Here is a 21,609-nt window from a genome sequence, read left to right on the forward strand (position 1 = left end):
AAACCTATTATAACATGAAACAAATTATTTTGATAATTTAAAATAAAATATTTTTCCTTTTCCAGTACCACTTTTTAACCTAATACTAAAATTTGCTCATATTTTTTAGGTGTACCAGGCGCCCCTATATGTAAGTACTCATTGCTATACATATCCACTGAATCTTGTCCTGTTAATTCAATGCCATCTACTGCACCTAATTCCTTAAGCATATGCGCCCCTTCATCAGTGCTCACACCAGCAGATAAGCCTTTGCTATTATCTACAACAAGCACAATGAGGCGACCACTAGAATCAACACCAAGGAAACTACGCCCACCGAGACGGCCATCATCAATGCCTAAACTATTGCCACGAACGAGAATCTTCTGTCCCCCTTCAAACACAACAGCTGCGCGATTACTAATCTTAGCTACTTCAGGTTGTAAAGCAATCGTAACGGTGTCACCCACCTTTAATTGTTCTAATTCCTTAGCCATCGTGCCATGACCAGACAATACAATAGCCCCTTTAGGCAAAGCAGAATCATTAACAGTCTTGGCTACTACCTTATCATTTTTAATCGTCACTTCTTGACCGTATATATTAGTATGGGTAGATTTGCCGAAATTGGAAGTGTATAGGAGCAATTCATTCTCCTGTCGCTCACGGTTTACGCCACTAATGGTAAATTGGTCCTTGGCAGTTTTAACTTCTATAATCGGCGTCGTAAAGTTAATGCTATATCCCTTGCCTGGTACATATTTTACTTGTGATTTAGGCTCCCACTGCGCCGCTACTTCATTTGCTTTATTCGCCTTTACTTGGTTAGTAGTACGCTCATTAGTGGCTTTTTTTAATCCAATAGCCACTACATAAGGAGATTGTACATTCTCCAGGACTTTTCCCGCTGCTCCTGCATCGCCTACACGCATAGGTACATCAGCGTTAGCTTCTACAACAAAGGCTTTCAAGCGTCCATTTTCACTGCTAGTATCCCACTTAGAAAACTCTACTCTATCGCTTAAATTACGAGTCGTTTTTTGATTGTAATCAGTAAACAAATCCACCACGAGGCGATCTGGCGAAGTGAGTGTAAAGATATGGTGATGCACGGACTGATTCACTGATAAAGTGACATCTAAATCCTCATCCTTTGTATCTAACGCCACGCCTCGTAAAACACCTGTATCGCGGCGATTATACGCCACTGGGCCGGAGGCCTTATTGCTCGTATTAGGCAAATGAATCTTCACCTGTTGACTTTTATTATTATATATAGAGCTCCATCCGTCTGGTAAGCCATTCATATCAAATACAACGCGCGTATGTCCCGTTTCATTTAATGCTCTTAAATTGGTCACATCTGCAGCTAGCGCCAAAGGCATGCTCATGATTAAACTTAATGCCGTTGCCATCCATGCTTTTTTCTTGCCAGTCATAGCGCCTCCTTATTATTCAAAACAGTATACTCTATATATTATAACATGAAACTGAAGGTGATTTGAAATTACCAATTTTTCTATGTCAACTATTATAAAATAGATAAAAATTCTACGAATAACTAAAATATAAATACCACGAGCAGTTAAAAATAAAATTACCACAACTAGAAAAAATATACCACGACTAGAAAAAATACCACGACTAGAAAAATAAAAATACCACGAAGCCCTTGCACTAGCCTGTAAAACGCCTCGGCTTACAGCTGCAATACACTTCATGGTATTTATTTTTAGTTTATATATTATTGCAATTCTTCTAAACTATCTTGCAATTTATCCATTTCTTGCAGTGCACGACCTGTGCCCTGTATAACAGAATAACGTGGATTATCTACTAAGTATGCGGCCACACCTATGGAGCGCGTCACCAATCGCTCTAGGCCACTAATAAGAGCCCCACCACCGGTGAGCAAAATTCCATGGTCTGCAATTTCTGCCACTAACTCAGGTGGCGTCTTTTCTAAAATATCCTTAATCCCTTCAAGAATAATGCCAATCGGCTTTTCTAATGCCAATTGCACTTCCTTAGAAGTAACTGTAATAGTTTGCGGCAAACCTGACACCATATCGCGCCCACGCACCTTAATTTCTTCTACTGGTGCTTTACGATCTACAGTACCCACTGCAATCTTAATCTCCTCAGCCGTACGATGGCCAATAAGCATTTTACGGCGTCGTTTAATATAGGCAATGATAGCCTCATCAAATTTATCGCCACCCATACGAAGAGATTTACTTACTACGATACCCGTATTGCAGAGTACTGCTATATCAGTAGTGCCACCGCCAATATCTACAACGATAGCGCCAGCAGATTTAGCCTTATCTAACCCTGTTCCTAAAGCAGCGACTAAAGGCTCTTCAATCAGAACTGTCTTTCTCGCCCCTGTCTGCAGAACGGCTTCTATAACAGCACGCTTTTCCACCGGTGTAATGCCCGATGGTACACAGACTACAATACGCGGTTTAAATAGAGATGAAGAAGGCAAGACACTTTTAATATAGTAACGGAGCATGAATTCTGTCATGTCATAATTGGTAATGACACCATCTTGCAAAGGTCGAATGACTTCGATTTCTTCTGGTGTGCGCCCTAACATAACGCGCGCATCATCACCAACCGCGACAACTTCATGAGTACGAGAATTCCACGCTACATAGCCAGGCTCATCAAGAACTACCCCTTTGCCCTTCACGTAAATAAGTACATTAGCTGTACCTAAATCAATACCAATATCATAAGCCCACCATAAAGCAATGCGCTCAAAAATAGAGATATTATTTTTTACCATTTTAGAACTTCTTGGCGTAGTCGTAGCAATAGGCTGTGTGCTCTTTTTTCGACGTGCTTCGCGTTTTTTCTTCACTTCAGCACGGTCGACTTTTTTCTTACTCGTCCACCCGAACAATGTCAGCACCTAACCCTTTTAATTTGCCAACCAAATTATCATAGCCTCGATCAATATGAGACAATTGAGTTACTTCCGTAACGCCTTCGGCAGCAAGGCCTGCACATACTAAAGCAGCACCAGCGCGAAGGTCTGTAGCACGCACCTTAGCCCCCTTAAGTGTAGGCACACCATCTACAATGGCACGGCGCTCTTCAATGCGAATTTCAGCGCCCATCTTCTTAAGCTCATCCACATGCATAAAGCGATTTTCAAATACCGTTTCCATAACGGTACTCGTACCTTCAGCAATTGTTGTAAAGGCCATAAATTGTGCTTGCATATCTGTTGGGAACCCTGGATATGGCAAAGTCTTAATGTCCACAGCTTTTACTTTTCCATCAGAGACTACACGAATGCCATCTACATCTTCATATACAGCCACACCAGCTTCTTTTAATTTTGCAACCACTGGTTTTAAATGTTCAGATAAGGCATTTTCTACATACACATCGCCGCCAGCCATAGCTGCTGCAATTAAGTATGTACCGGCTTCAATGCGGTCAGGAATCACCGTATGAGTCGCACCCTTTAATTCCTTAACACCTTGGATGCGAATTACATTAGTACCAGCACCGCGAATGTCAGCGCCCATACTATTTAAATAAGTTACTAAATCAACGATTTCTGGCTCGCGAGCCACATTCTCAATAATAGTCTTACCTTCCGCCATAGAAGCTGCCATGATAATATTCTCTGTAGCCCCTACACTTGGGAAGTCAAGGTAAATTTGAGTGCCTTTAAGACCATTAGGTGCTGTAGCCAATACATAGCCATCTCCCATTTCAATCACTGCACCAAGAGCTTCAAAAGCTTTTAAATGCAAATCAATAGGACGACTACCGATAGCGCAGCCACCTGGTAAAGAGATGCGCGCTTCACCGCGGCGAGCAAGTAAAGGGCCCATAACCAAGAAAGAGGCTCTCATGCGACGCACCAATTCATAAGGGGCTTCAGTGGCTGTAATGGTACTAGCGTCAAATACGATTTCATCAGTATTTTCATGACTTACCTTTACACCTAAAGAGGAAATAACCTCACAAATTGTATGCACATCCTCTAAATGAGGAACTTCTACTAAACGACTTGGCGTAGATGCCAACATGGTGGCTGCAATAATAGGCAATACCGCATTTTTAGCGCTACTAACGCGTACGCGACCATTCAACGGTTTTTTACCATTTATAATGAGCTTTTCCAAAACATTCCCTCCAACTACAAATCTATTTCAAGCTTTTATCTTGTTATTATCTGATACAAATCCTACTCTATAATATACTATAAATAGACCCTTCACTTCAAGAGTTACGCCCACTTCTCTCAATATATTTAGCACTTTGTATTCACATAAAAGACAATTGTCAACATATCTTTCCAGCTTATTGTAGCATATGGTCCAATTTACTATAGTGTGCGTTCCAACTTACTGTAGTATTCGTTCCAACTTACTATAGCATCCTTTTCAATTTACTATAACATATAAATAAGCGGCTCAGAATCCTACTCTTCTGAGCCGCTTTGTATACTCATATACTATAAGTTACCTATAGATGGTACAACTTATTTAGCTTTCATAGATTTTAATTTTCTATCTAAGCGATGAATTGTATCTACGAAGCGAACTGTACCTGTTTTATAACGCATTACCACTGATTCAGTGCGGGCGCCACCAGCGAAATATTTAATGCCAGAAAGGATATTTCCTTCTGTAATTGCAGTAGCAGAGAAAATTACATCTTCCCCATGAACTAAATCGTCAATGGTGAGAACTTTATTTAAATCAGTAATCCCCATGGCATGACAACGACGAACTTCTGCCTCGTTTTCAGGTAATAAACGAGCTTGCATATCGCCACCGGTACATTTTAGGGCTGCTGCAGCAAGAACGCCTTCTGGCGCACCACCAGTACCAATAACCATATGAACACCAGAGCCTTCAAGACCACATTCCATAGCTGGGTTTACATCGCCATCAGTAATCAAACGAATACGAGCACCAGCTTCACGGCATTCGCGCATAATTTGTTCATGACGTGGACGATCAAGCATTACTACAGTCAAATCATCAATGCCGCGTTCCATTTTTTCAGCTACGCGGCGAAGGTTTTCAGCTACACTAGCATTTAAATCAATAACACCTTTAGCTCGAGGGCCAACGCAAAGTTTTTGCATATACATATCAGGTGCATGGAGCAAACCACCTTTAGAGGCAATGGCAAGAACTGCAATAGCACCATTTTGTCCCTTTGCAATAAGATTTGTACCTTCAATAGGGTCAACAGCAATGTCAACTAATTCGCCGCCAGCCCCTACTTCTTCACCGATGTAGAGCATAGGTGCTTCATCAATTTCACCTTCCCCAATTACAACAGTCCCTGAAATTGGTACTGTATCAAATGTTTGACGCATAGCGTCTACGGCCAATTGATCGGCTCCATCTTTTTCACCGCGCCCTAATAAACGACCGCTGCGAAGCGCTGCTGCTTCTGTTACACGTACAAATTCCAATGCTAATGTTCTATCCACTGTTTATACCTCCTTAAAATAAGACATTTACACGCGACGGGCTTGAGCCCCTTGGTAAATGCTATATGCAATTATATTTGCTTATCAATTTTTAGGCAATTATTTATTGGCAGCTTCCCAGTCAGCTAAAAATTTAGCTAACCCAGCATCCGTAAGTGGATGTTTAAGTGAGGCAGTCAACACTTTATATGGTACTGTTGCAATATGTGCTCCAGCTTTAGCACATTGAATCATATGCATTGGTGTGCGCACGCTAGCAGCGATAATTTCAGATTTAATATCATGAATCATAAAGATTTCAGCAATATCTTCGATAAGAGTGATGCCATCCATGCTCATATCATCAATACGACCTACGAAAGGACTAACAAAGCTAGCACCAGCACGAGCTGCTAATAAAGCTTGGTTCGCATTGAAAATTAAAGTTACATTAGTCTTGATGCCTTCTTTAGCAAGAATAGCTACTGCTTTTAACCCTTCTTCAGTCATAGGCACTTTAATAACCACATTGGAGCCTAATTTTACTAGCTCATGAGCTTCTGCTACCATTTCTGGTGCTGTTGTAGAAATAACTTCAGCACTTACAGGACCTTCTACAAGCGCTGCAATTTGTTTAATTACTTCTTTCAAATCGCGTTTTTCTTTAACAATTAAAGATGGATTGGTAGTTACACCAGCAATAAAGCCCATGTCATAGGCTGCTTTAATTTCATCAAAATTAGCAGTATCGATAAAGATTTTCATAAGATCTCCTTCACTAATAATTACTATATTGTCTACATAGCATTATATTAAACTATTATATTAAATTATTATTCTTCATCAGCTTATTTAGCTGGAGTAAGAACTTCTACACCACCCATATATGGTTGTAATGCTTTAGGAATGCGTACAGAACCATCAGCTTCTTGATTATTTTCAAGAATAGCGGCTACAGTACGACCTACAGCAAGGCCAGAACCATTTAAAGTATGTACAAATTCCGGTTTGCCTTTTGCTTCGCGACGGAATTTAATATTCCCACGGCGCGCTTGGAAATCAGTCATATTGGAGCAAGAAGAGATTTCACGGTAGCAACCTTGTCCTGGCATCCATACTTCTACATCATAGGTCTTAGCTGAACCAAAGCCAATATCGCCAGTGCAAAGAGTGATTACACGATGTGGTAATTCTAATAGACGTAATACTTCTTCTGCATTATCAGTCAAAGTTTCAAGCTCATCAAAGGAAGTGTCTGGATTAGCAAATTTTACCATTTCCACTTTATTGAATTGATGTTGACGAATAAGACCACGAGTATCGCGGCCAGCAGACCCCGCTTCTGCACGGAAGCAAGCAGTAAAAGCTGTATAATACTTAGGTAATTCATCTGCATTTAAAATTTCACCGCTGTGTAGATTTGTCAAGGTTACTTCAGCTGTTGGAATAAGATAATAATCTTCCTCTTCAACTTTGTACATATCCTCAGCAAATTTAGGAAGTTGCCCTGTATTAGTCATCGTCTGACGAGTAACTAAATAAGGAGTCATCATTTCTGTATAACCTTGTTTGTCCACATGTAGGTCAAGCATAAAATTAATCAATGCACGTTCTAAACGAGCCCCTAAACCTTTATAAATAGTAAAGCGTGCCCCAGACTCTTTAGCGGCTCGTTCCCATTCTAAAATGTCTAAGCTTTCGCCTAAGTCCCAATGAGCTTTAATTGGGAAATCAAATTCTCTTGGTTTGCCCCAACGACGCATTTCAGGATTGTCATTTTCATCGGCCCCTACAGGTACAGACGCATCGCACATATTCGGAAGCATTAAAGCAATATTCTCTAATTTTTCCTCTGTATCGCGCACTTGGCCATCTAATTCAGCAATTTTATCGCCTACTTTTTTCATTTCAGCAATTTTATCATCAGCATTTTCTTTATTCCGTTTTAACACACTGATTTCAGCTGTTACAGAATTACGCTCAGCTTTTAACTGCTCTACTTCTTGAATTAATTCCTTGCGCAAATCATACAATTTGGCAAAGTTTTCTAAATCGCCAGTTGTATGACGATTATCTAAATTTTGTTGCACTAAGTCTAAATTCTCTCGAACAAAACGTAAATCTAACATAGTCCTAACCTCTTACATATTGACAAATTTACTCTACAAAATAACATTTATTTACACTTCATCATACCACAAATACTAATATTTTACCACGCTAAAGACAGATAAAGTAAAAAAGCCGAGCCCCGAAGGGCTCGACCTGTATTAATTATTATTCTTCTTCACTATTATTGCTAGCAGAACCATCTTCTGGTTTCATCAATGGGAAGAACAATACATCGCGGATAGATGGAGAATCTGTTAAGAACATTACCATACGGTCAATACCAATACCTAAACCAGCTGTTGGTGGTAAACCATATTCTAATGCATTAACAAAGTCATGATCCATACGATGTGCTTCATCGTCGCCAGCTTCACGTTCTTCTAATTGTTTTTCAAAACGTTGTAACTGATCGATTGGGTCATTTAACTCGGAGTAACCATTAGCAATTTCGCGACCATATACGAAAGCTTCGAAACGCTCTGTAGTTAATGGTTTTTCACGATTTTGTTTTGCAAGTGGTGAAATTTCTACTGGATGACCATAAACGATAGTTGGCTCGATTAAATTCTTTTCTACATATTCTTCGAAGCAGTAGTTAAGAATTTTACCAATGCCATCAGCTTGTTGGTATTCCACATTTAAGCGATCGGCAATAGCACGTGCTTCTTCGATTGTTTCAACAGCATCGAAGTCTTCACCAGTGTATTTTTTAACGCCTTCTTGCATAGTGATGCGATTCCATGGTGGACGGAATTCAATTTCAGTACCTTGGTAATTAACTTTTGTAGAACCAAGAACTTCTTTAGCACAGTATGCAATGATGTTTTCTGTAAGTTCGATTGCATCATTTACATTACCATAGGCTTGGTAAGATTCCATCATAGTAAATTCTGGATTATGACGGTTATCAACACCTTCGTTACGGAAAGAACGGTTAATTTCGAATACGCGTTCTAAACCACCAACGATGAGTCGTTTTAAATGTAACTCTGGAGAAATACGTAAATAAATGTCCATGTTAAGTGCATTGTGATGCGTAATAAACGGACGTGCTGCAGCACCACCTGGAATTGCATGAAGCATTGGAGTTTCAACTTCCATGAAGTGGTTTTTATTTAAGTATTCACGCATTTTAGCAACGATTTTAGTACGTTTTACAAATGTGTCGCGAACATCAGGATTTACAATTAAATCAACATAGCGTTGACGATAACGAAGTTCTGTGTCTTTTAAACCATGCCATTTTTCTGGTAGAGGACGAAGGGACTTAGAAAGAAGAGTGAGCTTATTAACCTTAATAGTAATTTCACCCATATGAGTGCGGAATACATGGCCTTCGATGCCCACGATATCACCCATATCGAGCATTTTAACATACTTATAATTTTCTTCACCTAATTCATCGGCGCGGAAATATACTTGAATATCTCCAGATAAATCACGAAGGTTGGCAAATGCAGTCTTACCATGGGAGCGAATTGTCATCAAACGACCAGCAATGGTTACAGGTTGACCATCGAAGTTTTTGAAGTCGTTCTTAATTTCGTCAGCATGATATTGTACAACAAAACGTTGCCCAAATGGATAAATTCCATCAGCTTCGTATTGAGCTAACTTATCACGTCGAACCTCGATCTGACTGTTAAACTCTCTTTCTTGTTCTTGTGCGGTTAAAACACGTTCTTCACTCATAAGATTTCCTCCTAACAAAGTATAAGTTTTTATGGCTTAATTGATAGCTAAAATCTTGTAAGCTGCCACACCGTCAGGGGTGTTAACTTCTACTTGAGCGCCTTTTTTCTTGCCCAAAATTGCATTGCCCAATGGAGATTCGTTAGATATGCGATTATTGAATGGATCTGCTTCTGAAGAACCTACAATAACATAATCCACTTCTTCATCGAACTCAATGTCGAGCAATTTGACTTTGCTACCAACAGACACAACATTTTTACGGGTATTTTCATCAATGATTTTCGCCGTATTAATTTTATTTTCTAATTCAATAATATGACCTTCAATGAATGCTTGTTCATTCTTTGCATCATCATATTCTGAGTTTTCACTAATATCACCGTATTCAATTGCAATCTTGATACGTTCAGCCACTTCAATCCGTCGTACAGATTTGAAGTAAGCTAATTCTTCCTCCAACTTCTTTAAACCATCTGCGGTCAATAAAGTTTCTTTAACTTCTGCCATCAGTTTATAACCCCTTTAAATTTAAGCTTAGAATAATTATACCAATAATTAATCAAAAATACAATCATGATAAATGTAATTATAAAGAAAAGTGCCACTTTACTGACACCTTGCAAATTCATGTATTTTGTATTGTCTGATTATTTACAGTATTATAACAGTCTCGTATAGTAAAGTCAACAGACATTTGTCTAATTTGAATCAAATTTTGTCCTCTCTCATCGTACTCAAATAGTTGCGTTTATAACATTCTCTTATTACTCAATAAAAACAGCACAGTACGTCCCCTTGTACTGTGCTATTTATCTATTTATAAGCTAATAAAGCTTCTTCATATTCATGCAAAAGCTCATTAAACGATGTTACGGTATGAAGTACATTAATACGGCTGCGCCAACGGGCTGACTCTGGTAAGCCTTTAATATACCAGCCAGCATGAGTGCGTATTTCTCGCACACCTGTATCTACGCCTTTGTATTTACAAAGCAAATCAAAATGCCGTTTTAACATATGCAGTCGCTCTAGCGCTGTAGGCTTTGGCAACAATTCGCCAGTCCGCAAATAATGATTGACTTCATTAAATACCCACGGATTCCCCTGCGCACCACGACCAATCATTATCGCATCACAGCCAGTCTCATCTAGCATTTGCTTAGCCTCTTCAGCAGTTGTAATATCTCCATTGCCAAGTACTGGAATAGATAGAGCTTCTTTGACTGCGCCGATGTATGACCAATCAGCCTTGCCCATATACATTTGCTCGCGCGTCCTACCATGAACTGCTACAGCAGCTACACCTACAGACTCCATGCGCTTTGCAAAATCCAGCACATTAATATGCTCATCATCCCAACCTATACGCATTTTAACGGTAACAGGTACTTTCACAGCATCTACAGCAGCCTTTGCCACTGCCATAGCAAGGTCAGGTGTTTTCATCAAGGCCGATCCATCACCTGAACTCACTACCTTTTTCACAGGGCATCCCATATTAATATCCACTATATCGGCACCAGCTTCTTCTACTACGCGCGCTGCATTAGCCATAGCATCTGGCTTGGAGCCAAAAATTTGCATAGACACAGGATGCTCCACTGCTTCCATGAAGAGTAACTCTTCCGTTCGTTCATTCTTGTATTGAATGCCCATGGCACTTACCATTTCAGTGCACACTAAAGCAGCCCCCTGCTCTTTAGCTAATAAGCGATACGCAATGTCACTTACGCCAGCCATGGGAGCTAAAATAGCCTGCCCCTCAATAGACACATTTCCAATATGCCAAATTTTATTTGTTTCGTTCATATAATAATCGTAATCCTTCTAAGGTTAACATCGGTTCAATGTGGTCAATAATAGTCGTCTCTGTACTAATAAGAGGCGCTAATCCACCAGTAGCAACCACTTTGGTCTGCTCTGGAAGTTCCGCTTTCATGCGTTTAACAATACCTTCTACTTGTCCTACATAACCAAAAAGTACGCCTGATTGCATAGAGCTCACAGTTGTGCGGCCAATGACATGCCCAGGATTCTTTAGTTCAATGCGAGGCAGTTTAGCCGCTCGTTGGAATAAAGCTTCCGCTGAAATTTGAATCCCCGGTGCAATGGCACCACCCATGTAGTCTCCATTTTCTAATACTACACAATAAGTCGTAGCCGTACCAAAATCAATAATAATGATCGGGCCACCATATTTTTCATAAGCTGCCACAGCATTAACAATGCGGTCAGCGCCTACTTCACGAGGATTATCATATTTAATAGCCATCCCCGTCTTTGTTCCAGGACCTACAATAATAGGCTTTACATTAAAATAGCGTAAACATACGCGTTCTAAAGTCGGCATTAATGGTGGCACAACTGAGGAGATAATAATTGAATCAATCTGTTTTGCCTCTACTAATTGATCATGGAAAAATAAATTCATAATCAATACGCCATATTCATCAGTAGTGCGCATTTTATCAGTAGAAATGCGCCAATGACCTACTAACTGCTGCTTATTATAAACTCCTAGTACAATATTGGTGTTCCCCACATCAATAACTAATAACATGTTATCCTCCAACTTTTGCTGGTCGAATAGATACATCGCCAGCTACGATTCGTTCAACTTGACCATTCGGTCTTTGTACTAATAAATTGCCATCTTGATCTAAATCAATGGCTTTACCTTCAAATGTATTGCCTGGTGCTCTCACTTCAACCTCTTGATTAAGTGTAACACTAAAGGTTTTCCATTCTTCTAAAGTACTCTGAAAGCCCTCTTTTAATACCTTATGATATTGATCTTCCAAGCACTGTAATATTATTGCAAACGCCTTTCTCCGATCAACCTGCACACCTTCAATGGCTAACGAGGTGGCAATATCCTTTAGCTCCTCTGGGAGTTCCTCCTCTGTAGGGCTAATATTAATTCCAATGCCCATGATGATATAAGCAATCTCCTCCATAGTGCCACTCATTTCTGTTAAGATGCCCACTAATTTGTGATTGCCTACTAGAATATCATTAGGCCATTTAATGCCTGCAGTTTCTAATCCTAATTTACGAAATGCTTTGATTAAGGCAACAGCTGCCATCAAAGTGCATTTAGGAGCTTCAACTGTTAAAAAGGATGGTCTCAAAATTAAACTAAACCAAAGACCCTTTCCATACGGTGAATACCAACCGCGATTAACTCGTCCCTTCCCCGCTACTTGTTCTTCAGCTACAACAACAGTTCCTTCTGGGGCCCCCTCCATAGCTAGCTGGCGGGCCTTGGAATTAGTCGACTCTAATTGAAGTTCATATTCATAGTGACGACCAAAGGCTTTTGTAGTCAAATGCGGTTCCATCTCTAAAGGTCCTACTAAATCAGGCTCTTTGATTAATCGATAGCCTTTTTTAGTAAATGATTCAATTTCATATCCATGTCGACGTAACACTTCAATATGTTTCCAAATCGCCGTACGCGAGATCTGGCAAGTATCAGACATAATCTGGCCTGATACAAACTGACCCTTATGCTCTTTCAATAATTCTAAAATAGCATCTCGCATGGGAACCCTCCTTTTAAGAAAAAGAGCCGCCTACCGGCGGCTCAATGCCAATCGGCGTATACCGATAAGGCTGTACTAATATGATGATTTATCAGTAGTATTTTCGCCTGTATTAGGTTCAACTGATGGTTTTACATCACCACTTTGAATAGAGTCTGGCACAATAATACCAGCTGCCTCTAAAGCACTTTTAGCTTCTTTTTTTGCTTCATCTTCTGGCTCTGTTTGATTAGGATCATCCAAAGTGCCATACTTGTAAAGATTTTCAATTTGACCATGGTCAATTGTTTCTTCTTCAAGTAAAGCATTTGCCATATTGTGAAGGAAGTCAATATTATCAGCTAAAAGCTGCATTACATCATTATAAGCTTCGGAAACAATTTTATGCATTTCAGCATCAATCTTAGCTGCTACAGCTTCACCATAATTGCGCTCATGGCCAAGGCTGCGACCTAAGAATACTTGTTCTTGATGTTCACCGAATACTAAAGGACCTAACTCATCACTCATACCAAGACGTGTAATCATATGACGTACAATATTCGTTACTTGTTGTAAGTCGCCAGACGCACCACTACTAATTTCTTTAAGTACCAATGCTTCCGCACAACGACCACCAAGGGCTACGCGAATGCGCGCCAACATTTGCCCGCGCGTCATATAATTTTGCTCTTCCACTGGCAACATCATAGTGTAACCACCAGCACGGCCACGTGGAATAATTGTTACCTTATGAACAGGATCAGCTTCTGGCAATAAGTGAGCCACAATAGCATGACCTGATTCATGATAGGCTGTTAAACGACGCTCTTTATCACTTACTACATGACTGCGACGTTCTGGACCATAGGATACCTTTTCACTAGCTTCCTCAAGATCTGCCATGGCAACTTTCTTACGATTTTGACGAGCTGCTAATAAAGCGGCTTCATTTAATAGATTGCTTAAGTCAGCACCAGTAAAGCCTGGTGTTTTCTTCGCAATAATTTGTAAATTTACATCATCAGCTAACGGCTTATTTCGTGCATGCACTTTAAGAATTGCTTCACGGCCGCGGAAGTCTGGTTTATCCACAGTTACTTGACGATCAAAACGACCTGGACGAAGTAAGGCAGGGTCTAAAATATCAGGGCGGTTAGTTGCCGCAATAGTAATAATCCCTTCATTTGCTCCGAAACCATCCATTTCAACAAGCAATTGGTTCAAGGTTTGCTCGCGTTCATCATGCCCGCCACCAAGACCGGCACCACGTTGGCGACCAACAGCATCAATTTCGTCAATGAAAATAATACATGGCGCATTTTTCTTAGCTTGACCAAATAAGTCACGCACACGAGACGCACCAACACCAACGAACATTTCTACGAAGTCAGAACCACTGATGCTAAAGAAAGGTACTTTTGCTTCCCCTGCTACAGCACGAGCTAATAAAGTTTTACCTGTGCCTGGAGGGCCAAATAATAATACCCCTTTAGGAATCTTAGCGCCAATGGCGTTAAATTTCGCAGGATTACGTAAAAATTCTACAACTTCTTCTAATTCTTGTTTTGCTTCATCTGCACCGGCTACGTCCTTAAAGGTTACATTTACCTTACCTTCACCCTGCATCTTCGCACGACTTTTGCCAAAATTCATTACGCGACCACCGCTACCTTGGGTTTGTTGCATAATGAAGAACCATACGCCAATCAACAAGAATATTGGCAATACAGAACTAAGCAATTGCATCCACCAAGATGGTTGTTCTGGTGGTTTTGCTGTAATCTCAACACCTTTATCACGTAAAGTAGTTAACATTGTAGGATCTGATGGTGCATACGAACTAAATTCTGTACCATTTTTCAAAGCCCCTATAATGGCGTGATTATCAGTAATTGTTACCTTAGCTACCTTATCTGAATTAACTTGATTCATAAAGGCTGTATAGCTAATTTCTGACCTAGTCGAATTCGAACCGGCAAACGAATTAATTACTGTAACTGCCGCTACAATAATCAACACGTAGAGCAGTGCGTTTTTCATAAATCGGCCCAATCTCTTACCCCTTTCAAACAATATTAAAATGTTATGATTTACTCGCCCTCAAGGGCTAGTAATTTCATAGTAAAACACTAAAAATAGTAAAATATATCTGTGCAACATATTAACACAAATTTAAGCGATATACAATCTATTTACTTAGTCTTGATATACTTTCTCATCTAAAATACCAACAAATGGTAAATTTCTAAATTTTTCAGCATAATCAAGACCATAGCCTACTACAAAATAATCAGGAATTTCAAAACCTTGATAGTCCACCTTCACTTCAGCTGTACGGCGATCAGGTTTATTCAACAAAGCCACTAAGCGAACTGATTTAGCATTGCGAGACTTAAGATTTTCCAATAAGTAATGAAGTGTATTGCCTGTATCTACAATATCTTCTACAACGATAACATGCTTGCCCTCTACTGGTTTATCTAAATCTTTCATAATGCGTACAACGCCACTACTTACAGTGCTGTTGCCATAACTAGAGCAAGAAATAAAATCTAAGCTTACGTCACCTTCAACATAACGTGCTAAGTCAGCAAAGAACATAACCGCGCCCTTTAACACGCACACGAGAACTACTTCTTCGCCTTTATAATCATCTGAAATTTGCTTAGCTAATTCTTTTACACGTTGCTGTAAGGCCTCTTCAGAAATAAGTACTTCCTTAATTGAATCCATCATATTAGTTCCTCCTCTATGGAACAAGCCCAATACTTTGTTGACGCTTCGTCCCACACAACTATGGGCTTAGCTTTCATGCGATCTAAGCTATCTATTACTGCGAAATCAGCGCAACAAAACCACATACTAGGTCGTTGCTCTCTTGGAATTTTACGATCGATTAACCAATCCTTTAATTTCTTATGGCCCCAAATACGCCCTGAAGCATCACGTAATGCTACGCGATCGCCAGGCTGCCGCAACCTTACTATAGGTCCCTGTTCGGCCATTGACTGGGGAATTAAAATGCTTTCATTCCCTACAAGAGGCAATGCCTCCTGTTCTGGACCTTGCCAATGTACCAAACGTTTAGAGCCAATCTTATAAGCCATTCTATTTTGCTTTATCGTAAAACGTCCAATCTGTATTATACCATATTGTGCCGTAACCTTCACCTGTCCAAGGTTAATTTGTTTCGGTGATGTGCCTGCTGTAATTTGGCGCAATTGCTTCACCTGCGCCATACTAAAAGTCCCTCGTGGCTGAATGCATTCCATAATATAGCGCCAAATCCTATAATATAAAGCATCTGGCAAATCATGAAACTCAGCTCGTCGCAAAATCCAAACCTCAGACTCTTTACATTCTGTATGACTCCCTTGCGGTACAGCTAGCACGGCCCTTTTAGATATTTGTTTATGTATAGCTTTACTTTTCTCGCCTTTATTAGGCTTAATGGGCATATACTCAACAGGCCCTTCAATCAATATACTTTGCATGGCTTCCATGGCCTGGTCTGTTAAATATGTTTCATCAGCTTGCATGGCCTCACCTAAACGACCTAATGTTTCTGTCAAATTAGGATTATATTGCCTCAAATAAGGGATGCCTTCTAAGCGCAATTTATTGCGCCTATACAGGGGCTCATCATTTGTCTTATCTAAGGCAAACTGTAAACCTAGCTCATTGACAAAATCTAATATGTCCTGCTTAGTCACACCTAAAAAAGGGCGCCACTTATAATCCATTACAGGATACATACCAGTTAACCCTTTAGAACCACTGCCGCGCAATAGATGTGACAAAATAGTTTCTGCTTGGTCATCTAAATGATGTGCTGTAGCTAAATATTCATAGCCTTCTGTAGCCATTATCTGGTGAAAGAATTCATAACGAAGCTCACGACTGATCGTTTCTACTGATTTCTTAGCCTTATCCGCTTCTTGCTGTGCATCTATAACTTTCACATATACTGGCAACTGTAATTGTGCTCCATAGCATTTTACCAGCTCTACCTCAGCCTTACTTTCAGCTCTAAGGGAATGATCTACGATGGCAATGCCTAAGCGGAGATTCGTATGAGGCTCTTTATTTTTAAATTGAGCTAGCCAAAAAAGCAAACCTACTGAATCAGGGCCTCCAGAACAAGCGATTAGAACACTACTATTAGACGGCACGGTTTTATGAGTGCGCTCATACTGCACTATTTTTTTGTGAAATACTGCGCCTGTTTCCTCCACAGTAAGACCTCCTTATCGGTCTTTAGCAATAAGACTATCCTCAATACCTTCCATACCATCCCGTTCGCTTACGAGAACATAAGGGATTTCATAGGTATCCATAAAAGATGTTAAAATCTCGGCACCAGCTACGATAATATCAGCTCGATTAGGATCTAATCCAGGCACGTTTGAGCGTTCTTCCACAGTCATAGCACGCAAATCCATAATCATGAGCTCTACAGCTTCACGAGTAAGTTTATGATCTTGTACTTTTTCAGGATTATACGACGCCAGTTTTAAATCCATAGCCCCTAATGTTGTAGCCGTGCCTCCAATAGCTACAAAATCGCCAAAATTCCCCTTTATTGGCAAAGGATCAAACCATGGTTGTGTTTCTCTCCATATAGCCTGAGGGTCTTCTTCAGAACATGCTTGTAAACGCACTGCTCCAATGGGGTAAGAGCGACTCCAATATACTTCATCTAAAAAGCCCAAAGCCACTTCAGTACTGCCTCCACCAATATCAATAATGGCATAATGTCTGCCATCTTGTAAGCGCTTACCTACAGCGCCTACAAAACCATATTGAGCCTCTTCTTCACCAGTTAAAATGCGCGCCTCCATAGGGCAGATTTCAGCAGCCTCTTCCATAAAGGCTTCGCCATTAGAGGCTTCACGAATTGCACTTGTGGCTAAGCCAATAATTCGAGTAGCACCAAAATCTTGAATTAATTGGTGAATCTCACGTAATGCATCAAGGCCACGAGCCCAAGCTTCTTCAGTAATTTCACCGTCTTCATTGCGCGCGCCTAAGCGGGTACGCCAAAGCTTTTTAGGCAAGTTCATCCATTCTCCTTGCTTATATTCGCCCAGTAACAAACGAAATGAATTTGAACCTAAATCTATAATAGCTACTTTAGTATCTTTCATGACACACTCCTTATAGAAAAATTCCACCGCAAATAATATATAAAATTCTAACTACAGTAATTTATAAAGCTCTAATTACAGTAGTATATAAAGCTCTAATCACAGTATAATTGCTAACCTAATATAAGTGGCCCCACTACTTTTATAATGTAGCTCATGGCCCTTTGGGAAATCAATCACCACAAACAATCAATACCTCATGATAAACCAATACTATCTCATATACGAATTAGTTCAGCTGAGCCTGGTAAAAAAAAGATGATGCCGTTACGCATCATCTCAGTTTTATTAATCTCTGCGACCTCCACGACCGCCACGTTTCGATTCTGTATTACGTTTTAAATCAGTTAAGCGTTCTTCACTATCTTTCAAGAAACGACTCATTTTATCTTCAAAGGAAAGACCATTGCCCTTACGGCCAGAAGCATTGCGACGATTGCCATCAAATGAATTGCGGTTATGACCATCATTATTGCGTGGACGGAACTCACGATTGTCTCGCTGTTCAACTTTAGCTTGAGCAGCTGGAGCCTTAGGCTGAGCTTGCTTAATAGATAAGCTAATTTTTCCCTTTTCATCAACACTAAGAACTTTTACTTTTACTGCATCTTGTTCTTTCAAGAAGTCTTGAATATTTTCTACATATTCATTAGCTACTTCTGAAATATGAACTAAGCCTGTTTGTTTATTCCCTAAATCAACAAATGCTCCAAATTTTGTAATACCCGTAACTGTGCCCTCTAGAACACTACCAACTTCAATGGCCATGCTAACCCAATGTCCTCCTACTTCTAACAATATATTTGCATTAAATTATGCACGTAATCTAATTATATAGGTCTCTGAAAAACCTTGTCAACAATTATTTAACGTACGGAACTTCCCCCGGCTTCACCAAGCCTAACTCCTCACGGGCTACCGCTTCAATAGCTTTAGGATCTTGCAATTGGGCGTTTTCCTGTTCTAATTGTTCATTCTTCTTTTTTAACTCTTCAATCTGCACTTCCAAGGCTTTTTGCTGCTGTAAAATTTGAAACCATTCATACCCTGTACGCGTTAATGCAATAACACCTAACACGATGATAATAATTTTAACCCATTTTACGCCTAGCATAAAACGACTTCGTCGAATTTCATTTGTGCTAGCTTTTTTCTTTTGTGCAGAACTGTCCTGTTGAGTCACTTGATTTTGCGTGTCCGCCATATAAAGTACCTCATCCTTACTATTTGCTACTAGGTTCTATAATTCCTTATTATTTGCTATTAGAATCTTATGCCTTAATTCTTTACAGCTATTTCCTCAGATAATTAAGGAATTGAGCAGTTAAATGCATAAGCAACTAAGTAAGTTACTGTAGTCATTCAATTGCGCTTTTATTATAGCACAAGGCCCTCTCATTGAGTATAGAATTCATTTATAAAAAGATTATAACTCTTTAATTCGTTCTTTAATAGACTGATTCCCTCTTGAAAAATCAGGATATAGCTCCTCTAAAGGCTCTAGCACAAAGGTGCGGTCCCACATATAGGGATGGGGAATCGTCAATCGCTCCGAATTATACTCCACCGCCTCACCATCACTAGTCTCGGCCCACACAATATCTAAATCTAGTGTTCTAGGACCCCAATGAATATGCCGTTGGCGATTGGCTTCCTGCTCTAACAGCTGCATATAATCCAGTAATTCCTCTGGCTGCAAGCTTGTAATGATTTGCACAACACCATTCAAAAAAGCACCTTGGTCTGTATTACCCCAAGGCGCCGTTTCAATCCAAGTAGACGGCTTGACCATTATAATTTGAGTATGCTCTTTCAAGCGCCGAACAGCTGTATTCAAATACGCCTCTCGATCACCTAAATTAGAACCTATACTCAAATAATATGTCAACCGATCTTCAGTTGTATGTATAAAACTACCGTTTTGACTCACTACATTTGACCTCTCGTAATGGTAACTTCCACATAATCGAGCATGCCTGGAATCGGCACAGCGGGCTTGCGCACAGAAACTGCTAAGCCCACAATACCACGATAAGTATTCCAAAGCTCATCCGCAATTAAAGTGCCCACTCGTTCTAATAATTTTTGAGGAGTCCCAGTCACAACTGACTCTACGGTATTATAAATTTCTACATAATTAATAGAGTCTTCCAATAAATCGGACTGTCCTGCTTTCGTCAAATCAGTAACCACAGTAACGTCCACAAAAAAGCGCTGGCCTTGAGTTGTCTCAGATTCTAAATTGCCATGATAGCCATAAAAGCCCATATTCTTTAGTACAATTTTATCCATCTTACACACCTCTCAACAATGCATCGGCTACAGCTAATGCTTTTTTATGCATATCTACATTGTGCACGCGCACCATGTCTACACCTTGAATTACACCAGTAATACAAGCAGCAACTGTACCTTCATCGCGCTCATCAGGGGCACAATCATTTAAAATGCTACCGATAAAACGCTTGCGACTCGCCGCCAATAACACAGGGAACTCATAGGCTGTAATCTCACCTAAGCGCTGCATAACTTCAATATTTTGCTCTCCGGTTTTTCCAAAGCCAATGCCTGGATCAAACCAAATATTTTGAGGCTTAATCCCTTCCTTTAAGGCAAGGTCAACAGACGTAAAGAAAAAGGCCTTCATATCTTCAATAATATCACCATATTCAGTGTTATTTTGATTGTGCATAATAATGACTGGCACATTGTGCTTCGCTGCTACTGCGGCAATATCGCGATCGTAGCGAAGTCCCCATATATCATTTAATATATGAGCGCCATGACTCAATGCATAATCGGCCGACTCAGCTCTATAGGTGTCAATGGACACAGGTACAGCAGAAGCGTCCACCACAGGACCAAGTAATAATTTTAAACGGTCAATCTCCTCAGCTACTGAAATCTGTACATGACCTGGACGCGTAGACTCCACGCCTAAATCAATTACATCAGCGCCAGCTGCTACCATTGCTTTTGCCTGCGCGGCTGCAGTTTCTGGCGTATTGTACTGTCCACCGTCAGAAAATGAATCTGGTGTACCATTTAAAATCCCCATAATCAATGTACGATTATTGAGTTCTAATTTTTTTCCATCACTCCATTGATAGCTGCGTCGTTTGAGCATCGATAGTTCCTCCTAACATGGCTAAAGCCTCTTCACGAAGTGGCCCTGCCTCTCCAAGCACGCCCCGGCATTCCAAAGTTTGTACTACTGTACCTTGTGGAAATTCCCCTTTTAAAAGCATGCACATATGAGTGCCGCGCATTCTAACCAACACGCCTTCAGCACCTAAATCCTGCTCAATAGCCTGAGCTAATTGCATGGTTAATCGTTCTTGTAATTGTGGACGATGCGCCAACACACTAATGACATCGCCAAACTTGCTTATACCTGCTACACGACCTTCATGGGGCTGATAAATAATATCAACAGTACCAAAAAAAGGCATTAAATGATGTTCACATATGGAATAATAATTTATCCCTGTAATAGCGACTAAACCTTTTGACTCAGATGTAAATAAATCGCCCCACACAGCCTCAGTAGACTGCCCTACACCAGAGAACAAAGATTCATACAAAGCAGCCACGCGACTCGGTGTTTTATTCATTTCATCTGATTCAATATCTATGCCCAATGCAGTTAAAAATTGGGCAATCCCCTCTTGGGCCTGCTGATTCATAATTA

At 40.2% G+C, this 21,609-nt stretch carries 21 protein-coding genes; all 21 read right to left on the reverse strand.

All coding sequences use genetic code 11. The features are described from left to right. Positions 1-74 precede the first annotated feature (74 nt). Entirely contained in the window at positions 75-1,421 is a 1,347-nt protein-coding gene (locus tag QZR90_RS04360) for a phosphodiester glycosidase family protein (protein WP_295789184.1), read from the reverse strand. 305 nt (positions 1,422-1,726) lie between these two features. Next, positions 1,727-2,902, reverse strand: coding sequence for a rod shape-determining protein (locus QZR90_RS04365; protein WP_295789186.1), 1,176 nt, complete (start codon positions 2,900-2,902; stop codon positions 1,727-1,729). Beyond that, complete coding sequence (gene murA / locus QZR90_RS04370; protein WP_295789188.1) at positions 2,874-4,133, reverse strand: UDP-N-acetylglucosamine 1-carboxyvinyltransferase; 1,260 nt, start codon at positions 4,131-4,133, stop codon at positions 2,874-2,876. Before murA ends, QZR90_RS04365 begins: the two co-directional genes overlap by 29 nt. Before the next feature lie 359 nt (positions 4,134-4,492). Beyond that, positions 4,493-5,458, reverse strand: coding sequence for a class II fructose-bisphosphatase (gene glpX / locus QZR90_RS04375; protein WP_295789190.1), 966 nt, complete (start codon positions 5,456-5,458; stop codon positions 4,493-4,495). Between the two features lie 99 nt (positions 5,459-5,557). Further along, positions 5,558-6,202 carry a fructose-6-phosphate aldolase gene (gene fsa, locus QZR90_RS04380; RefSeq protein ID WP_295789192.1) on the reverse strand — a complete coding sequence of 215 codons (645 nt, stop codon included), beginning with the start codon at positions 6,200-6,202 and terminating at the stop codon, positions 5,558-5,560. Positions 6,203-6,285: 83 nt separating this feature from the next. Further along, positions 6,286-7,566 carry a serine--tRNA ligase gene (gene serS, locus QZR90_RS04385; protein ID WP_295789194.1) on the reverse strand — a complete coding sequence of 427 codons (1,281 nt, stop codon included), beginning with the start codon at positions 7,564-7,566 and terminating at the stop codon, positions 6,286-6,288. A gap of 148 nt (positions 7,567-7,714) precedes the next feature. Continuing rightward, on the reverse strand, positions 7,715-9,241 hold the full coding sequence (gene lysS, locus QZR90_RS04390) for a lysine--tRNA ligase (protein WP_295789196.1): 1,527 nt from the start codon (positions 9,239-9,241) through the stop codon (positions 7,715-7,717). Between the two features lie 36 nt (positions 9,242-9,277). Further along, positions 9,278-9,751, reverse strand: a complete 474-nt coding sequence (greA, locus tag QZR90_RS04395; RefSeq protein WP_295789199.1) for a transcription elongation factor GreA — start codon at positions 9,749-9,751, stop codon at positions 9,278-9,280. A gap of 306 nt (positions 9,752-10,057) precedes the next feature. Then, positions 10,058-11,053: a tRNA dihydrouridine synthase DusB gene (dusB, locus tag QZR90_RS04400; protein WP_295789201.1), complete on the reverse strand. Its 996-nt coding sequence runs from the start codon at positions 11,051-11,053 to the stop codon at positions 10,058-10,060. Next, positions 11,037-11,804 carry a type III pantothenate kinase gene (locus QZR90_RS04405; RefSeq protein ID WP_295789203.1) on the reverse strand — a complete coding sequence of 256 codons (768 nt, stop codon included), beginning with the start codon at positions 11,802-11,804 and terminating at the stop codon, positions 11,037-11,039. Before QZR90_RS04405 ends, dusB begins: the two co-directional genes overlap by 17 nt. A 1-nt stretch (position 11,805) precedes the next feature. Next, positions 11,806-12,789 (reverse strand): biotin--[acetyl-CoA-carboxylase] ligase, encoded by a 984-nt coding sequence (locus QZR90_RS04410; RefSeq protein WP_295789205.1) that lies wholly within the window; start codon positions 12,787-12,789, stop codon positions 11,806-11,808. Between the two features lie 75 nt (positions 12,790-12,864). Next, positions 12,865-14,823: an ATP-dependent zinc metalloprotease FtsH gene (gene ftsH, locus QZR90_RS04415; protein WP_295789207.1), complete on the reverse strand. Its 1,959-nt coding sequence runs from the start codon at positions 14,821-14,823 to the stop codon at positions 12,865-12,867. Positions 14,824-14,967: 144 nt separating this feature from the next. Further along, on the reverse strand, positions 14,968-15,507 hold the full coding sequence (gene hpt / locus QZR90_RS04420) for a hypoxanthine phosphoribosyltransferase (RefSeq protein WP_295789209.1): 540 nt from the start codon (positions 15,505-15,507) through the stop codon (positions 14,968-14,970). Next, the gene (tilS, locus tag QZR90_RS04425; RefSeq protein ID WP_295789211.1) at positions 15,504-17,006 is read right to left on the reverse strand and encodes a tRNA lysidine(34) synthetase TilS; all 1,503 of its coding nucleotides are present in this window, start codon (positions 17,004-17,006) and stop codon (positions 15,504-15,506) included. Before tilS ends, hpt begins: the two co-directional genes overlap by 4 nt. A gap of 12 nt (positions 17,007-17,018) precedes the next feature. Beyond that, positions 17,019-17,918, reverse strand: coding sequence for a phosphatase (locus tag QZR90_RS04430; protein ID WP_295789213.1), 900 nt, complete (start codon positions 17,916-17,918; stop codon positions 17,019-17,021). A 288-nt stretch (positions 17,919-18,206) separates the two neighbouring features. Continuing rightward, positions 18,207-18,686, reverse strand: a complete 480-nt coding sequence (locus QZR90_RS04435) for a S1 domain-containing RNA-binding protein (protein WP_295789215.1) — start codon at positions 18,684-18,686, stop codon at positions 18,207-18,209. A 94-nt stretch (positions 18,687-18,780) separates the two neighbouring features. Next, positions 18,781-19,122, reverse strand: coding sequence for a septum formation initiator family protein (locus QZR90_RS04440; protein ID WP_295789217.1), 342 nt, complete (start codon positions 19,120-19,122; stop codon positions 18,781-18,783). A gap of 222 nt (positions 19,123-19,344) precedes the next feature. Beyond that, positions 19,345-19,848 carry a 2-amino-4-hydroxy-6-hydroxymethyldihydropteridine diphosphokinase gene (gene folK, locus QZR90_RS04445; RefSeq protein ID WP_295789219.1) on the reverse strand — a complete coding sequence of 168 codons (504 nt, stop codon included), beginning with the start codon at positions 19,846-19,848 and terminating at the stop codon, positions 19,345-19,347. Next, positions 19,848-20,210: a dihydroneopterin aldolase gene (gene folB, locus QZR90_RS04450; RefSeq protein ID WP_295789221.1), complete on the reverse strand. Its 363-nt coding sequence runs from the start codon at positions 20,208-20,210 to the stop codon at positions 19,848-19,850. Before folB ends, folK begins: the two co-directional genes overlap by 1 nt. 1 nt (position 20,211) lies before the next feature. Continuing rightward, entirely contained in the window at positions 20,212-21,045 is an 834-nt protein-coding gene (folP, locus tag QZR90_RS04455) for a dihydropteroate synthase (RefSeq protein WP_295789223.1), read from the reverse strand. Further along, positions 21,014-21,604, reverse strand: coding sequence for a GTP cyclohydrolase I (gene folE / locus QZR90_RS04460; protein ID WP_295789226.1), 591 nt, complete (start codon positions 21,602-21,604; stop codon positions 21,014-21,016). The genes folP and folE overlap by 32 nt, the downstream gene beginning before the upstream one ends. Between the last annotated feature and the right edge of the window lie 5 nt (positions 21,605-21,609).

This window comes from uncultured Veillonella sp. (assembly GCF_900545795.1).
Taxonomy (GTDB): domain Bacteria; phylum Bacillota; class Negativicutes; order Veillonellales; family Veillonellaceae; genus Veillonella_A.

Excerpts from the sequence above, each read along its gene's own strand:
- QZR90_RS04360 (WP_295789184.1), bottom strand. The coding sequence starts at position 1,421 with ATGACTGGCAAGAAAAAAGCATGGATGGCAACGGCATTAAGTTTAATC.
- folE (WP_295789226.1), bottom strand. The coding sequence starts at position 21,604 with ATGAATCAGCAGGCCCAAGAGGGGATTGCCCAATTTTTAACTGCATTG.
- hpt (WP_295789209.1), bottom strand. The coding sequence starts at position 15,507 with ATGATGGATTCAATTAAGGAAGTACTTATTTCTGAAGAGGCCTTACAG.
- dusB (WP_295789201.1), bottom strand. The coding sequence starts at position 11,053 with ATGAACGAAACAAATAAAATTTGGCATATTGGAAATGTGTCTATTGAG.
- fsa (WP_295789192.1), bottom strand. The coding sequence starts at position 6,202 with ATGAAAATCTTTATCGATACTGCTAATTTTGATGAAATTAAAGCAGCC.
- QZR90_RS04440 (WP_295789217.1), bottom strand. The coding sequence starts at position 19,122 with ATGGCGGACACGCAAAATCAAGTGACTCAACAGGACAGTTCTGCACAA.
- lysS (WP_295789196.1), bottom strand. The coding sequence starts at position 9,241 with ATGAGTGAAGAACGTGTTTTAACCGCACAAGAACAAGAAAGAGAGTTT.
- QZR90_RS04435 (WP_295789215.1), bottom strand. The coding sequence starts at position 18,686 with ATGGCCATTGAAGTTGGTAGTGTTCTAGAGGGCACAGTTACGGGTATT.
- QZR90_RS04405 (WP_295789203.1), bottom strand. The coding sequence starts at position 11,804 with ATGTTATTAGTTATTGATGTGGGGAACACCAATATTGTACTAGGAGTT.
- QZR90_RS04410 (WP_295789205.1), bottom strand. The coding sequence starts at position 12,789 with ATGCGAGATGCTATTTTAGAATTATTGAAAGAGCATAAGGGTCAGTTT.
- greA (WP_295789199.1), bottom strand. The coding sequence starts at position 9,751 with ATGGCAGAAGTTAAAGAAACTTTATTGACCGCAGATGGTTTAAAGAAG.
- folB (WP_295789221.1), bottom strand. The coding sequence starts at position 20,210 with ATGGATAAAATTGTACTAAAGAATATGGGCTTTTATGGCTATCATGGC.
- folP (WP_295789223.1), bottom strand. The coding sequence starts at position 21,045 with ATGCTCAAACGACGCAGCTATCAATGGAGTGATGGAAAAAAATTAGAA.
- QZR90_RS04430 (WP_295789213.1), bottom strand. The coding sequence starts at position 17,918 with ATGAAAGATACTAAAGTAGCTATTATAGATTTAGGTTCAAATTCATTT.
- serS (WP_295789194.1), bottom strand. The coding sequence starts at position 7,566 with ATGTTAGATTTACGTTTTGTTCGAGAGAATTTAGACTTAGTGCAACAA.